Genomic DNA, 14,679 nt, shown 5'->3' on the forward strand with positions numbered 1-14,679 from the left:
ACCACCAGGTTGATTACGTACAAATACTGCTCAATCCTGTACATACTGATGAATGCCCCGGTGATCAGAAAACTGAATACAATATAGAGCCCCAGGTGACCGGCAAAAAAAGTAAAGAGGTCCTTATACCCATAATTAACAATACCTGATTGCCTGAAATAATACTTATTAAACCACAAAGCACTGAACAGCAACACCAAAGCAAAAGCAGTCCAGATAACGGGCAGGGTCCAGTCGGCCGGACTCAGATTCAGGTAGGTTTCTGCAATCCGCTTCACTTCAAAAGACTGTTGCCAGACAATCAGCGGAATCACCAGCACAAGCATCATGACCGGAAACCATTGTGAAGTTTTCTTATGTTTGTCTTCCGACACCTCCCAATGAGACGTCAGCGTGCCGTAAGTCATCCCGACTCCGCCAAAAAAGCCCAGCGAGTATTCCATGACATTCCATAAGTTAAATTTCATTTCGAGTACACCGCCCAGAACCTGGAGGAAATTGCCGAAAGCAAAACCGAAACCTCCGCCCAATCCGGCAAAAATAGCCACCCTCATGGCTGCGTGTTGCTTATTGCGAACCAGGTACCAGGTCAATGCCAGGGCCATACCCAGGCAGGCTGCCCACATTTCAGATCGCGGCGGGGTCATCAGCCAGCCGAACTGCTCAATAAAGAAGAAATAAACCAGCAGCCCTCCCACTACCATCTCTACGATGATGTTCGACCATTTGACCATCCTTTTGGCAGAGCTGGAAATCGCCAGTCCGAACAAGCCTCCTCCTAAAAAACCGTATAAACCGCCAATGACAAAAAGCATACACAAACCGTAATACACATTTCCGAAATCTGTGGCCCGGCCATAGCCCACCACCACACCATAGCTCATCACCCCTCCTATGCCCCAGCCTAAGGCTCCGGCCAGTACCACACTGAAAACTTTATTGTACCAGTCTGTCCGTTTGGAAACCAGCAAAACACCCAGGGCACCGATGCCTCCGGCCCAGGCGGCTCCCTGCTCATGACCAAACTGTCCCCTGATGGCCCAGGCTGTACCCATGGCCATTCCGGCTACCAACATGCTTAAATAAACCTGTTTGCTTTTCATTTCAATAGTGGGTATTTTTGAAGGATATGACTTTTATTGTACTATACCCTGATTGACCGTAAAGAGACTATCCTGTCAAAATATATTTTTTATAGCGATAGCCCGAAATGCATTCCCTTCAGTAATATCTAAATATCAAATCTAAAAACCGGGCAAGGTGATATGCTTCTGAAACATAAAATTCCACTTTTGTTTTCCTTTTTACTCCTGCTGTCATTAACCGGCTGTGATGCCCCTCTTAAACCCGGAGAACTCTCTTTAAGGGACGGGTGGATGATCGCCTCGACCCACGAGGTGGAAGGTGATGCCAAAACCATCACTGCAGGCATCAGACAATCCGGAAAATGGACCAAAACAAGTGTCCCGACCACTGTGTTGGGAGCTTTAGCCGAGTCAGGCGAATATAAGGACATCTTTTTTGATAAAAACCTGGAGAAAATTCCGGCTGAAAGATTCAAGCACTCCTGGTGGTTCAGAAACCAGTTTGATTTTGACGGCTTTGACCAGGAAAAAGACAACCTGAGCCTGATGGTGGATGGCATTAACTACCGGGCCAATATCTGGCTCAACGGCGTTCAGATTGCCAGCCAGGATACCCTTGCCGGGGCTTTCCGTCAGTTTGAAATCAATGTATCCTCTGCCATCAAATCCGTAAACAATGTACTTCTTGTAGAAGTTTTTCCTCCGCAGGTGCGTAATTTTTACATGGGTTTTGTAGACTGGGCTCCCAAACCACCCGACAACAACATGGGGATTTTCAGGGAAATAAGACTGAAAAGATCAGGAAAGGTCTCTGTAAGCCACCTGTTTGTTGCTCCTCATGTCAACACAAAAGACCTGAGTCAGGCGTCGGTGACGGTAAGTGCAGAACTGAGAAATCACAGCAACGAGCAAAATAAATACCGTTGTTATAGCGGTTCTCGTTTACGTGAGGTACACCCGTAGGGGCACAGCATTGCTCATTGGTGTCAACTTAAGCTATAGGTAACCGTTCACGGAGGGGAATACAAAATGTCTGAGATGAAATCACACGGAATCAATACGAAAACCTGTCTAGATTTGATTTTTTCCGGATAATTTTGAGTAGTCAAAAGTCCTACATTGGTTTGCAAATTGTCTTTTAGACATTTTAGGTACGATTAGTTTCGAGCAGAAATAACCCCAAACCATTGCTCCGCAAGAGCTTTAGTATTTAGGCGAATGATCTAACCCCCGTGAACGGTTACAGCTATAGATAGCTTAACTGTTGGCTTCCACGCCCGCCTAGAACTAAAGTTCAAGGCTAATAGCTAAAGTCTACTAAAGTAGACTAAAGATTTTTGGCTATATTTAGTCATCAAGAGATGACTTTTACTATTAGCAAGGAACTTCAGTTCCTTGCGGGACATGGCTTTTACGTTAAGTTGACACGTATGAGCTGGCTCGTGCCCCTACACCTTGCGATATAATGTTGTACCGCATCTGGATGGGAACCGCTATATAAAGCTTGCCAGATTGTTGACAGAGGTATTCTAATATCGCTAATGTTTCGTTGTCAGGATGCAACAAAACTTGCTGCACTCCCATGTTTTTCTTGCCGTGCATGGTTTCCCGACTTGAGGGGACTGTCATCGGCGAGCCACTCTTGTTGCACCTGGCGTGTGGGGTGCAATGACTGTGGGAATCATAACTAATTATCCGGATATGATATAACACCTTCTCTATTATGACTTGTTGGCGAACCGCGCAATGTTTCTTCTTAATGTTGTAATGTTGATGACTAAGGTTGTAATGTTTCTTCTTAATGTTGTAATGTTGATGACCAAGGTTGTAATGTTTCTTCTTAATGTTGTAATGTTGATGACCAAGGTTGCAATGTTTCTTCTTAATGTTGTAATGTTGATGACCAAGGTTGTAATGTTTCTTCTTAATGTTGTAATTAGGACTTACCAAGAAAGTAGTCAGAATTCAGGAGCCAGAAAAAAGCCATGAATTCTGTACGACTGGATGGCGACTTAGGTTGAAAGCCCCCGGATTTATCCGTGGAAGCGATAAAAATTTATACTTTTTTGAATCCCCTGACTTTAGGCATGGGGAGATTCTGAATTCTGAATTCTGACTTCTGGATTCTCCTCAAGCATGAGTCATGGAATAACGAACCGCGAACGCGAGTGCGTCTCCAAGAGTTGGCACGAAGGACACGTTCGCCCTTGGCGTCTCCGACAGGAGAAGGAATAAGAGTTGCAGAGAGTTTTTGCGTAAGTCCTGGTCCTGTTGCTTTACGGTTAGTTGGCAGGCGATCGCCTCAGATATCAGTTAGTAAATTTAATTAAGACTTAAAGTGAGTAAAATGTAAGTACGTGATATACTACGTCTCTGACTTACCCTGGTTTTATGGCACTGCCAATTGTTGCAATTATCGGACGCCCAAATGTGGGCAAATCCACCCTGGTTAATCGACTCGCCGGGGAACAAACGGCGATTGTCCATGATGAACCGGGAGTGACACGCGATCGCACTTATTTGCCAGCTTTCTGGAATGGTCGAGAATTTTTGGTGGTAGACACTGGTGGTTTAGTTTTTAATGATGATACCGAATTTTTACCACTAATTCGCCAACAGGCAATGACAGCTCTTGCAGAAGCGTGTGCCGCTATTTTTGTCGTAGATGGTCAAACAGGCCCCACATCGGCAGATTTAGAAATTGCCGAATGGATGCGCCAACAACCCGTACCTGTGCTACTAGCTGTAAATAAATGTGAATCCCCAGAACAAGGCTTAATGCAAGCTGCCGAATTTTGGGAATTGGGATTGGGCGAACCTTACCCCATCTCCGCGATTCATGGAAGTGGCACAGGAGAGTTACTCGACGAGTTAGTTAATCACATACCTGCTATTGAAGATATCCCCGAAACTAATGAAATTAAAGTAGCAATTGTAGGACGCCCGAATGTGGGCAAATCAAGCTTACTCAATTCTTTTGTTGGGGAAGAGAGGGCAATTGTCAGCCCAATTTCTGGCACAACCCGCGATGCTATTGATACCGTAATTGAACGAGACGGACAAACCTATCGCTTGATTGACACCGCAGGCATTCGCAAAAAGAAACACATAGAATACGGCACAGAATTCTTTAGTATTAACCGTGCTTTCAAAGCGATTCGCCGCGCTGACGTGGTTTTATTAGTAATAGATGCCGTAGATGGAGTCACTGAGCAAGACCAAAAATTAGCTGGGCGGATTATTGAAGAAGGTCGAGCTTGCATCATCGTCGTTAATAAGTGGGATGCTGTCGAAAAAGACTCTTACACAATCTACGACTACGAAAAAACTCTGCAATCACGGTTACATTTTACCGAATGGGCAGAAACAATTTTTGTGAGTGCCTTGTCAGGACAACGGGTAGAAAAAATTCTCGAATTGGTGAAAACGGCGGCTGAATCACACAAACGCCGTGTCAGCACATCAGTTATTAACGAAGTCTTAACAGACGCTGTGAGTTGGCATTCACCGCCAGCATCCCGTGGTGGGCGTCAGGGCAAGATTTATTATGGTACACAAGTAAGTAGCCAACCACCAACGATCGCACTATTTGTCAATGATTCCAAACGCTTCAACGACAACTACCGCCGCTACATTGAACGCCAATTCCGGCAACAGCTAGGATTTAAAGGCACGCCAATTATTTTACTGTGGCGGAGCAAAAAAGTCCGTGATGCCGAAAGTGGTAATGTTAATAGAGCAACTCGCGTCAAAATAAGTTAGGAGTTAGGAGTTAGGAGTTAGGAGTTAGGAGTTAGGAGTTGGGAGAGACGCGATTAATCGCGTCTGTTAGGAGTTAAAACCAAAATTTCTAATTATAGAACTCTATGGACTTGAGTTTGATAGCGGCACAAAGTGAGAGAGTTATGAGTTAAATTGAAAACTCCTAAATAGCAATTATTTGTGAAACTACACAAAATCAGACTTGGTGAAACAAGAGCTTGAGCAACTGGTTCTATGCAACCTCACAGGTAATTAGTATAACTCCTCACTCCTCACTCCTAACTCCTAACTCCTAACTCCTCACTCATAACTCCTCACTCCTAACTCTAAAATGGATTTATTGCGATCGCTGCCACTTGGACTTTATTTAGAACAGCCCCAAACTTGGCTGCATAAAATCGATCCGCGAGTCAAGTTCGCCTGGTTGATGAGCTTTTTAACAAGCTATGTTTTAGCTAACAACTTTTGGCGGGTGCTGCTGGTGGTAATATTGATTCTTGCCACCTTAATTGCTAGGATTCCCCGCCGAGTATGGCAGCAGCAAATGGGTTGGCTGTTAATGCTATCGTTTTTTGTCTTAGCGATCGGAGCCATCAGTCCTGATGCAATGGGTGTTGATTATCAGCCACGTCTCCCAGCCAATGAACAAATATTAACCCAGCCAGGAAACTCAAAAAATATTATTCAAGAGCCAGCAAGTAATAACAAATACAGCTATGTGCTATTTCACAAAGGCCCAGTTAAAGTAACTCGCCGCTCCTTGAATTTGGCTGTACGTCTGAGTACAATTATATTTACCGTAATTTACAGCACCAACCTGTATCTGCTGACAACCGCACCAGAAGAAATCACATCTGGCATAGAAAGCCTAATGCAACCCCTGCGACGCTTCAAGTGGCCTGTCACCGAAATTGCTTTAACTTTAACCTTGTCCTTGCGCTTTATTCCCCTGGTTTTAGAAGAAGTGCAAAACTTATTTCGCTCCGTGATGACAAGGGCAATTAATTGGAAAAAGTTGGGATTGAAAGGAGGATTCAAAGTTTGGATGACAGTCGCAGAGAGACTGTTAGAAAATCTGCTCTTACGAGCCGATCAAATGGCGAATGCAATGATGGTGCGGGGTTTTACCAGTCCCAACGAGCATCAAGTGCAGTGGCACGACTTACGACTTAAAGGGCGTGACTGGCTTGCTATTGCAACTTTAATTTTATTCTGGGGAATACGGCTAGCGATAGGAACTCAGGTCTGATTTTGCACCGAGAAAGTGGTAATAGGTAAGCTGTTACGCATTTAAGTTGCACATCAACTGGTGAGGTTGTCCTTTGTCAATTGTCCTTTGTCCTTTCAAACACAAATGACAAATGACTAATGACTAATGACTAATGACTAATGACTAAATTATTGACAACGCTTTTAAACAGTATGATCAAGGCTTGGTATTGGCGATCGCTACCCTTAGAAAAGCGCACAGGTTCGGAAATTTTTGCTGCTCTTTTTCACCCCATCTTTGCACCGGGAATTGCTACCCTACTGGAAAGTCCCTACCCAACGCCAATCGATCATCCCCAACTCAGCCGATATTCTATCTGTGCAGGCGCTCCTCGGCTAGTCGATGGCATCCCCCAGATGTGGACACCAGAAGTAGGAGAAGTTTTTCCCTTCCTAGAAAAGTTGTTAGAGCAAGGGGTAAGGAGAGATGAGGGGGATGAGGGGGATGAGGGGGATGAGGGGGATGAGGGGGATGAGGGGGATGAGGGGGATGAGGGGGATGAGGGGGATGAGGGGGATGAGGTAGTATTTTCTTCCCCTGCTCCCCCTGCTCCCTCTGCTTCCCTACCTCTTCATCTCCCCTTCACCGGCGGTTGGTTAGGTTGGCTAGGCTACGATGTAGCATGGGAAATTGAACAGTTACCATATCATAAAATTGATCCCCTACCATTTCCTATAGCTTTTTGGTATGAACCAGATTGTTTTGCCGTTTTAGATCACGTGCAACAAATTCTTTGGCTAGCCGCCAGTGATGTAAGTGAACTCGATGAGTTCCAGCACAAATTAGAGAACAAAAAAGGGGAATTAAGGGACAAAGTAGAATTTTCTCCCCCATCTCCCCCATCTCCCCCATCTCCCCCATCTCCCCCATCTCCCTCATCTCCCCCATCTCCCCCATCTCCCCCATCTCCCCCATCTCCCCCATCTCCCTCGCTCCCTCAGTTTTTGACATCGCAAGCAGATTATGAAACAGCTGTAAACCAAGCGAAAAAATATATTCAAGCTGGAGACATCTTTCAGGCAAATCTTTCATTGCGATTTCAAGCGTCTACATCGGCTTCTGGTTGGGAAATTTATCAAGCCTTGCAAAAAATCAATCCTTCTCCTTTTGCCAGCTATTGGCAAACGCCTTGGGGGGAAGTCATCAGTTGTTCGCCGGAACGGTTAGTAATGTTGCAAAATCAGCAAGCCGAAACCAGACCGATCGCTGGGACGCGATCGCGTGGTGTCACTCCAGAACAAGATATGCAACTGGCACAAGATTTACTCAGCAACACCAAAGAACGTGCAGAACACATCATGCTGGTGGACTTGGAACGTAATGATTTAGGGCGAGTTTGTGAATGGGGAACGGTTAGTGTTGACGAATTGCTGACAATTGAGCGATATAGCCATGTGATGCATCTTGTCAGCAATATCAAAGGTACTTTAAAAAGCGAATACACTGCCATTGATTTGATTCGCGCTACGTTTCCAGGTGGCACAATCACAGGTTGTCCCAAAGTCCGTTGCATGGAAATTATTGAAGAACTAGAACCCGTGCGGCGCAGCTTGTTCTACGGTTCCTGCGGCTATTTAGATTGGCGTGGTCATTTAGATTTAAATATCTTAATCCGCACCCTGCTACTAGCCCCCGTGTCTGAAGAAGCAGGGGGAGCAGGGGGAGCAAATTCTTCTTCATTTCCTTACTCAAAACTCATCTCCCAGCACTCAGCACTCAACATTGTCTGGGGACAAGTTGGCGCGGGAATTGTCGCAGACAGCGATCCTGAGAAAGAATGGTATGAATCTCTGCACAAAGCTCAGGCACAACTGGCAGCCCTGAAAATGCTAAATAATCAATAGGGAATAGGGAGTAGGGAGTAGGGAGTAGGGAATAGGGAATAGGTTATTAGTTATTCTTTCTCCCCCTGCTCCCTCATCTCCCCACTCCCCACTCCCCACTCCCAATTTTGTGCCATTTTGCGACAGTTGTGGCAGTATGGAAAGAAGTTGAAAAGTTAGCTGTTGCCATTGGGAATTTCAAAGGGTGTTTTCCTTTGGCACGCTAAACTTTCAATAAGAGGGTCAGAACTGTTTTATGCCTTGTACCGCCAGGTTGTGTATTTGAGTCACCAAAGCATAAGGCGAAATCTATCGACAAGCCTCTACTCTTCGATTCTACGCTTCGCGTTTCATGTTGTACCATTGCGCTTCACTACCACTAGTACAGGTCGGCGGAAATCAGCCGACCGTTTCAAAACAGCCAGAAAGCCCAAAATTAAAACAAGCGTGACTTTTAACACTTCGACTCCTTTGGGCTACGCCCTTCTCTACGAGAGGCTGCGCCAACGGCTACGCTCAGGACAAGCTCAGGACAAGCTCAGGACAAGCTCAGGACAAGCTCAGGACAAGCTCAGGACAAGCTCAAGGCAAGTCGCTCAGTCTTAACTTTTGACTTTTGCCTTGCGGTACTAGTGGTGTGTCAAATATATTTTGACGGATATCAAGACATTTGAGAAACACAAAAAACTCTTTCCCCACTCCCTACTCCCCACTCCCTACTCCCCACCTTCACCCGTCATTTTTGGCTTGACGGACTACTAGCTTCATCTGCCCACTAGAAACTAGATCAAGGTCTTCGCAACCACAGTTTTGCTTTTTAAGGAAATATTCTGGCGAATGTTGGTATTATCGTCTGAATGTTTTGAATTCACTGCGAAAAGATATATATACTCCCACCTTGACTACACCTTGACTCTTAAATGACTCCAGAAAACGCAGAAACTTACATAAACCATCCAACTTGGGGTTTACTTTACAAAATCTGTATGGTTGATGAGAACCAGGATTTGTTCACCACACTTTATGCCCAGCGCTTGTTTTTTTTGGTTGCAAATGACGTTAAAGGTGTTAAATTCCAGTCTCTAGGACGTACTGAGGCGAGAATGATGTTGGAAAATCGCTTACGTACCCTGCGGCGCAGTGGACAATCTCAGGAGTACGATCAGCTTCAGAGTGTTTTCCAACGCACCTTCCAATGAATAGTTCGATTTCCGAACGTATTGTTTCCATTCGTTCCTCTCTGCCAACTTCAGTCAAATTGATTGCTGTTAGTAAGCAAGTTCCTGCCCAGGCCATTCGGTCTGCATACTCCGCAGGAATTCGTGATTTTGCCGAGAGTCGTATCCAAGAAGCTGCCAGCAAACAAGCCGAGTTACAAGACTTACCGGATATTACCTGGCACTTTATCGGACATTTGCAAAGCAATAAAGCCAAAAAAGCCATTGAACAATTCCCTTGGATTCACTCCGTCGATAACTTGAAGCTGGCACAGCGCTTAGATCAATTGGCGCAACAGCTAGGAGTGAGTCCCCAGGTTTGCCTGCAAGTGAAAATTCTCCCCGATCCCAACAAGTCTGGTTGGAGTGTGCCAGAACTTTTAGCTGATTTACCCACACTCGATCAATATAAAAATTTACAAATTCAAGGTTTGATGACAATTCCGCCTTCAGGATTAAATGATCCGGAAATTTTGAATGTATTTAATCTCAATCGTGAGCTAGCAAAGAAAATCCAGGAGCAAAACTGGTCGCACATTAAAATGCAGCACTTGTCTATGGGTATGTCAGGCGACTACGAACTGGCAGTCCAAGCAGGCGCGACGATGGTACGATTAGGAACAATATTGTTTGGCGATCGCTCCTAGCCTTTGATCATCAGCCTTACAGGTCAGTATTAATAGAGATCAGGATTTGATGACAAGAATTTTGTAGCAGACTGGTGCAATTAGAAACAAACGATATATATTGACAAAAGCAATCGCTAAGGGAAAATGGGGTAAAAGAACTTTCCTTCGGACAAACCTTAGGATATAATCTTGACTCATTATTATGTTTAGGCGATGCACAGACCTTTGCTATAAGTGTCAGTTCATCGCCAAAACCAGTAGTATGGTTACAAATAGCAATATACTTGCTGAAGTATCCACCGATGTAGCGTAGTTTACCGAAGTAGGCATTGCTCCTACTCAATCAATCCTAAGCCAAGTCAATACAGGCTATTCGCACCAGGAGAGTACACAGACCATGAACAATATATTTTCCAAACTCAGAGACTTTGTGGGTCTAAATGAGCAAGTTGAATACGAGTATTACGAAGAAGAACCAGAAACAGATAATAATTACCAAAACCTGTATCAGCAAGAAAATCCCCAACCACCAGCAGCACAGGAAAGCCCAGCCGCTCAAAATCGACGCTGGCGGGAACCAGTGCCTACAATGGGAGATGATATAACAGCAGGTTCAAAGCCAATGGGGAATGTGATTGGTATGCCAGGAGCAATTAACGGAATTTCGGAAGTTTTAGTACTCGAACCACGCACCTTTGAAGAAATGCCCCAGGCAATTCAAGCGTTGCGAGAACGCAAGTCAGTAGTATTAAATCTGACAATTATGGATCCAGATCAAGCTCAACGAGCAGTAGATTTTGTTGCAGGTGGTACTTACGCACTAGATGGACATCAAGAGCGCATCGGTGAGAGCATCTTCTTGTTTACACCAAGCTGTGTCCAAGTTAGCACCCAAGGTGGCGTTCTTCATGAAGTACCACAACCGCCAGCACGTCCCTCTCGTCCTACAGGTTCTCCAAATCAAACCTGGGGCAACGAAACTAACCGGATGGCACAATAAAGTTAAATTAGTTGTTAGTCCTTTGTCATTTGTCCTTTGTCATTTGTCCTAGGTTTTGATCGTAGTGACAAATGACAAACGACTAATGACTAATGACCAATGACTAATGACCAATGACTAATGACTATAAAATTTGGCTTAATTGGTGGTGGGGTAATGGGAGAAGCGCTCTTATCCCGCCTTATTGCGCGTGGAATTTATCAATCATCAGAAGTCATAGTTAGCGAACCGCTATCTTCACGCCTAGATTTTTTAAAACAGCAATACAATGTTGCTGTGACTACAGATAATAGCCAAGTTTTCGCCCAAGTCAAAGAAGTTGTCTTTTTGGCAGTAAAACCGCAGGTGTTCAGCGCGATCGCTCAAGAATTAACAGATATTGATATTCTTAATCAAGAACACTCACCCCTAATCATTTCTATATTGGCGGGTGTGCCTTTGAGTCAGCTAGAAGCTGCATTTGTGCAATTGCCAGTTATTAGAGCAATGCCCAACACCCCAGCAACAGTGGGAGCGGGAATTACCGCCATTTGTTCAGGTGCATACACCAATGCCAAGCACCAGCAAATAGCACAGCAGGTGTTTTCTGCTGTGGGGGAAGTCGTAGAAGTCTCAGAAGCGCTGATGGATGCAGTCACAGGGCTATCTGGTAGCGGACCGGCTTACGTGGCGCTCTTGGTAGAAGCACTTGCTGATGGCGGAGTATCCGCAGGTTTACCTAGAGCAATTGCCAATCAACTAGCCTTGCAAACCGTCTTGGGAACAGCGAAACTGTTACATGAAACCAAAATGCACCCAGCAGAACTCAAAGATCGCGTTACCAGTCCCGGAGGTACAACCATTGCAGGAATTGCCAAGCTAGAACAGGCAGGATTTCGTTCAGCTTTAATAGAAGCAGTCAAAGCTGCCACAGAGCGATCGCAAGAACTGGGAAAATGAGAGAGTAGGGAGTGGGGAGTGGGGAGTGGGGAGTGGGGAGTGGGGAAAATTCAATAAAATTTATTCTATTCCTAGTCCCCTAATCCCTATTCCCTACTCCCTACTCCCCTCTCTCCCTAACGAAGTTGACAAAAGACTCGTTAGTATAGTAGACAATCTGGTTGCAAATGTGATTGAGTGAATTATCCTGCACCGTCTCCAGAACTTGACTTAGGGTCTATATTTCCCTTTGATCTGGATCAGTTTCAAAAAGAAGCGATCGCGTCCCTAAACGCCGGACGCTCCGTAGTCGTATGTGCGCCCACAGGTTCGGGCAAAACATTAGTCGGGGAATACGCCATTTATCGCGCCCTGGCACGAGGTAAACGTGTATTTTATACTACTCCCCTAAAGGCGTTGTCGAATCAAAAATTACGTGACTTTCGAGAAAAATTCGGGTTTGATCAAGTCGGACTGTTAACTGGAGATGCATCCATTAACAGAGATGCACCGATTTTGGTAATGACCACAGAAATTTTCCGAAATATGCTCTATGGCACACCCATTGGGCAAATCGGCATCTCATTAGTAGACGTGGAAGCGGTGATCCTTGATGAGTGCCACTACATGAACGATCGCCAGCGCGGTACTGTTTGGGAAGAATCAATCATCTATTGTCCCCGGGAAGTGCAACTGGCAGCCCTCTCAGCAACGGTTGCCAATAGCGATCAACTCACCGATTGGCTAAACCGCGTTCACGGGCCAACTGACCTGATTTACTCCGATTTTCGCCCAGTTCCCTTGGAATTTCACTTTTGCAATCCCAAAGGGTTATTTCCCCTGCTAAATGATAACAAAACCAAAATTAACCCCCGCCTTATTCAGAAGAAGAAAGGGAGAGGGGGAGAAAGGGAGAGGGGGAGAAGTGGTAGACCAGAGGCTCCTGGAATAGTTTTTACCTTGAGCCAGTTAGAGCAACGGGATATGTTACCAGCGATTTACTTTATCTTCAGCCGCCGGGGATGTGATAAAGCCGTGGCAGAAGTGGGTGATTTATGGCTAGTAAATAATGAAGAGTCCCAGATTTTACGGCAACAGATTGATGACTTTTTAGCCCGCAATCCCGAAGCAGGGCGTTCTGGACAAATTGCACCCTTATACCGGGGAATTGCTGCCCACCACGCCGGAATTTTACCTGCTTGGAAAGCACTGGTAGAAGAACTATTTCAGCAAGGGCTGATTAAAGTAGTATTCGCAACCGAAACGCTAGCTGCGGGAATTAATATGCCCGCCCGGACAACGGTAATTTCTACCCTTTCCAAGCGTACCGATACTGGACACCGCTTGTTAAATGCTTCCGAATTTTTGCAAATGGCGGGACGAGCAGGCCGCCGGGGGATGGATAAACAAGGTCATGTGGTGACAGTCCAAACTCCCTTTGAAGGAGCCAAAGAAGCGGCGTATTTGGGAACATCCAAGCCAGATCCCCTTGTAAGCCAGTTTACGCCCAGTTATGGCATGGTACTCAACTTGCTGCAAACACACACCCTAGAGCAAACCAGGGAACTGATAGAACGCAGCTTTGGGCAGTACATGGCCACTTTGCATTTAAGACCAGAATACGATGAGATTGCCGAACTGCAAAAACAATTAGCTCAACTTCATGAGCAAATCGTCGCAGTTGATGAAAATGAACTGGCTGTTTATGAGAAATTGCGGCAACGCCTGAAAGTGGAACGCCAGATATTGAAAACCTTGCAAGAGCAAGCGCAGGAAGATAGACAAGAAGAATTGGGGATGATGTTGGGCTTTGCAGTATCAGGAACTCTGCTGAGTCTCAAAGGTAAAAATATCACAGTATCTTCACCTGTAACCGCAGTGTTAGTAGGAAAATCGCCTGGTTCTGGTCAAGCTCCTTACTTGGTATGCTTGGGGCACGATAATCGCTGGTATGTGGCAACAACAGGGGATGTAGTTGATTTGTATGCTGAACTGCCGCGAATTGAGGTGTCACCTGATTTACTACCACCGCCAGAGATGCCTTTGAAGCCAGGACAGTCGCGCCGGGGTAATCAAGAAACATTTGCGATCGCCACCCGTATTCCCGATCCGGTAGAATCTTTACATCTGGCACCAGAAGTAGCAGAACAACTCAGTCGCACTGCTGCCGTCCAAGAGCAATTAGAAGCTCATCCTCTACATCAATCAGGCAATGCTGCCACACTTTTCAAGCGCCGGGCCCGCTATGTCGAACTAGAAGCCGAACTTGAACAGTTGCAAGGGCAAGTAGAGCAACAGTCACAACGTCATTGGGAAGAATTTCTGAATTTAATCGCAATTCTGCAACACTTTGGCGCTTTAGATAACTTAGTACCCACAGTATTAGGGCGAATCGCTGCCGCCATTCGAGGCGAGAATGAATTATGGCTGGGTTTAGTATTCGCTAGTGGTGAATTGGACAACTTAGATCCGCATCATTTAGCCGCCGCCGCCGCCGGTTTGGTGATGGAAACGCCCCGTCCAGATAGCAAGGTTAACTTTGAGCTTAGTAATGAAGTAGCAGAATCCTTAGCAAAATTGCGGGGAATTCGCCGCCAAATGTTCCAATTACAACGGCGGTATAACGTAGCGCTGCCTATATGGTTAGAGTTTGAGTTAATTGCGATCGTGGAACAATGGGCGCTAGGAATGGAGTGGATACAACTCTGCGAAAACACCACCTTGGATGAAGGCGATGTGGTGAGAATTCTACGGCGGACGTTGGATTTATTATCACAAATACCCCACGTTCCTCATTTGCCAGACTCTTTCTGCCGTAATGCCCATCGGGCGATGCAGTTGATTGATAGATTCCCTGTGAATGAGGTGCTTGAATAAACAAGACGCTTTTACAGAGTATTTGATCCCACATTCTGGAGGTGCGATCGTAAATTATGTTTAACTACTTATCTATTCTCAAGATATTTTGTGCAGAG

12 protein-coding genes are annotated in these 14,679 nt (G+C 45.4%); 10 read left to right on the top strand and 2 right to left on the bottom strand.

The window, feature by feature from the left end; all coding sequences use genetic code 11:
* Window positions 1–1,103, bottom strand: a 1,103-nt coding sequence (locus LC574_RS04360; RefSeq protein ID WP_229451661.1) for a hypothetical protein, incomplete at its 3' end; no start/stop codon positions are given.
* A gap of 162 nt (window positions 1,104–1,265) precedes the next feature.
* On the opposite strand from LC574_RS04360, the gene LC574_RS04365 reads away from it, so the two are divergent.
* Entirely contained in the window at window positions 1,266–2,048 is a 783-nt protein-coding gene (locus tag LC574_RS04365) for a beta galactosidase jelly roll domain-containing protein (protein WP_229451662.1), read from the top strand.
* A 453-nt stretch (window positions 2,049–2,501) separates the two neighbouring features.
* Here LC574_RS04365 and LC574_RS04370 read toward each other — a convergent pair whose 3' ends face one another.
* Entirely contained in the window at window positions 2,502–2,714 is a 213-nt protein-coding gene (locus LC574_RS04370) for a hypothetical protein (protein WP_229451663.1), read from the bottom strand.
* 762 nt (window positions 2,715–3,476) lie between these two features.
* Between LC574_RS04370 and der the strand changes: the two genes are divergently transcribed.
* The 9 genes from der (at window position 3,477) to LC574_RS04415 (ending at window position 14,581) form a co-directional block, all read left to right on the top strand.
* Entirely contained in the window at window positions 3,477–4,847 is a 1,371-nt protein-coding gene (der, locus tag LC574_RS04375; RefSeq protein ID WP_229451664.1) for a ribosome biogenesis GTPase Der, read from the top strand.
* Window positions 4,848–5,178: 331 nt separating this feature from the next.
* On the top strand, window positions 5,179–6,096 hold the full coding sequence (locus LC574_RS04380; protein ID WP_229451665.1) for an energy-coupling factor transporter transmembrane protein EcfT: 918 nt from the start codon (window positions 5,179–5,181) through the stop codon (window positions 6,094–6,096).
* A gap of 173 nt (window positions 6,097–6,269) precedes the next feature.
* On the top strand, window positions 6,270–7,961 hold the full coding sequence (locus LC574_RS04385; RefSeq protein WP_229451672.1) for an anthranilate synthase component I family protein: 1,692 nt from the start codon (window positions 6,270–6,272) through the stop codon (window positions 7,959–7,961).
* A gap of 899 nt (window positions 7,962–8,860) precedes the next feature.
* Window positions 8,861–9,139: a transcriptional coactivator PipX gene (gene pipX / locus LC574_RS04390; protein ID WP_229451666.1), complete on the top strand. Its 279-nt coding sequence runs from the start codon at window positions 8,861–8,863 to the stop codon at window positions 9,137–9,139.
* Entirely contained in the window at window positions 9,136–9,804 is a 669-nt protein-coding gene (locus tag LC574_RS04395) for a YggS family pyridoxal phosphate-dependent enzyme (RefSeq protein WP_229451667.1), read from the top strand. Before pipX ends, LC574_RS04395 begins: the two co-directional genes overlap by 4 nt.
* 379 nt (window positions 9,805–10,183) lie before the next feature.
* Window positions 10,184–10,786, top strand: a complete 603-nt coding sequence (locus tag LC574_RS04400; RefSeq protein WP_229451668.1) for a cell division protein SepF — start codon at window positions 10,184–10,186, stop codon at window positions 10,784–10,786.
* 120 nt (window positions 10,787–10,906) lie between these two features.
* Window positions 10,907–11,725, top strand: coding sequence for a pyrroline-5-carboxylate reductase (gene proC, locus LC574_RS04405; protein WP_229451669.1), 819 nt, complete (start codon window positions 10,907–10,909; stop codon window positions 11,723–11,725).
* Window positions 11,726–11,750: 25 nt separating this feature from the next.
* Window positions 11,751–11,906 carry a hypothetical protein gene (locus LC574_RS04410; RefSeq protein ID WP_229451670.1) on the top strand — a complete coding sequence of 52 codons (156 nt, stop codon included), beginning with the start codon at window positions 11,751–11,753 and terminating at the stop codon, window positions 11,904–11,906.
* Entirely contained in the window at window positions 11,903–14,581 is a 2,679-nt protein-coding gene (locus LC574_RS04415) for an RNA helicase (protein ID WP_229451671.1), read from the top strand. Before LC574_RS04410 ends, LC574_RS04415 begins: the two co-directional genes overlap by 4 nt.
* Window positions 14,582–14,679: the final 98 nt, after the last annotated feature.

The sequence above is a fragment of the Nostoc sp. CHAB 5715 genome (assembly GCF_020829685.1).
Lineage (GTDB): Bacteria > Cyanobacteriota > Cyanobacteriia > Cyanobacteriales > Nostocaceae > Nostoc.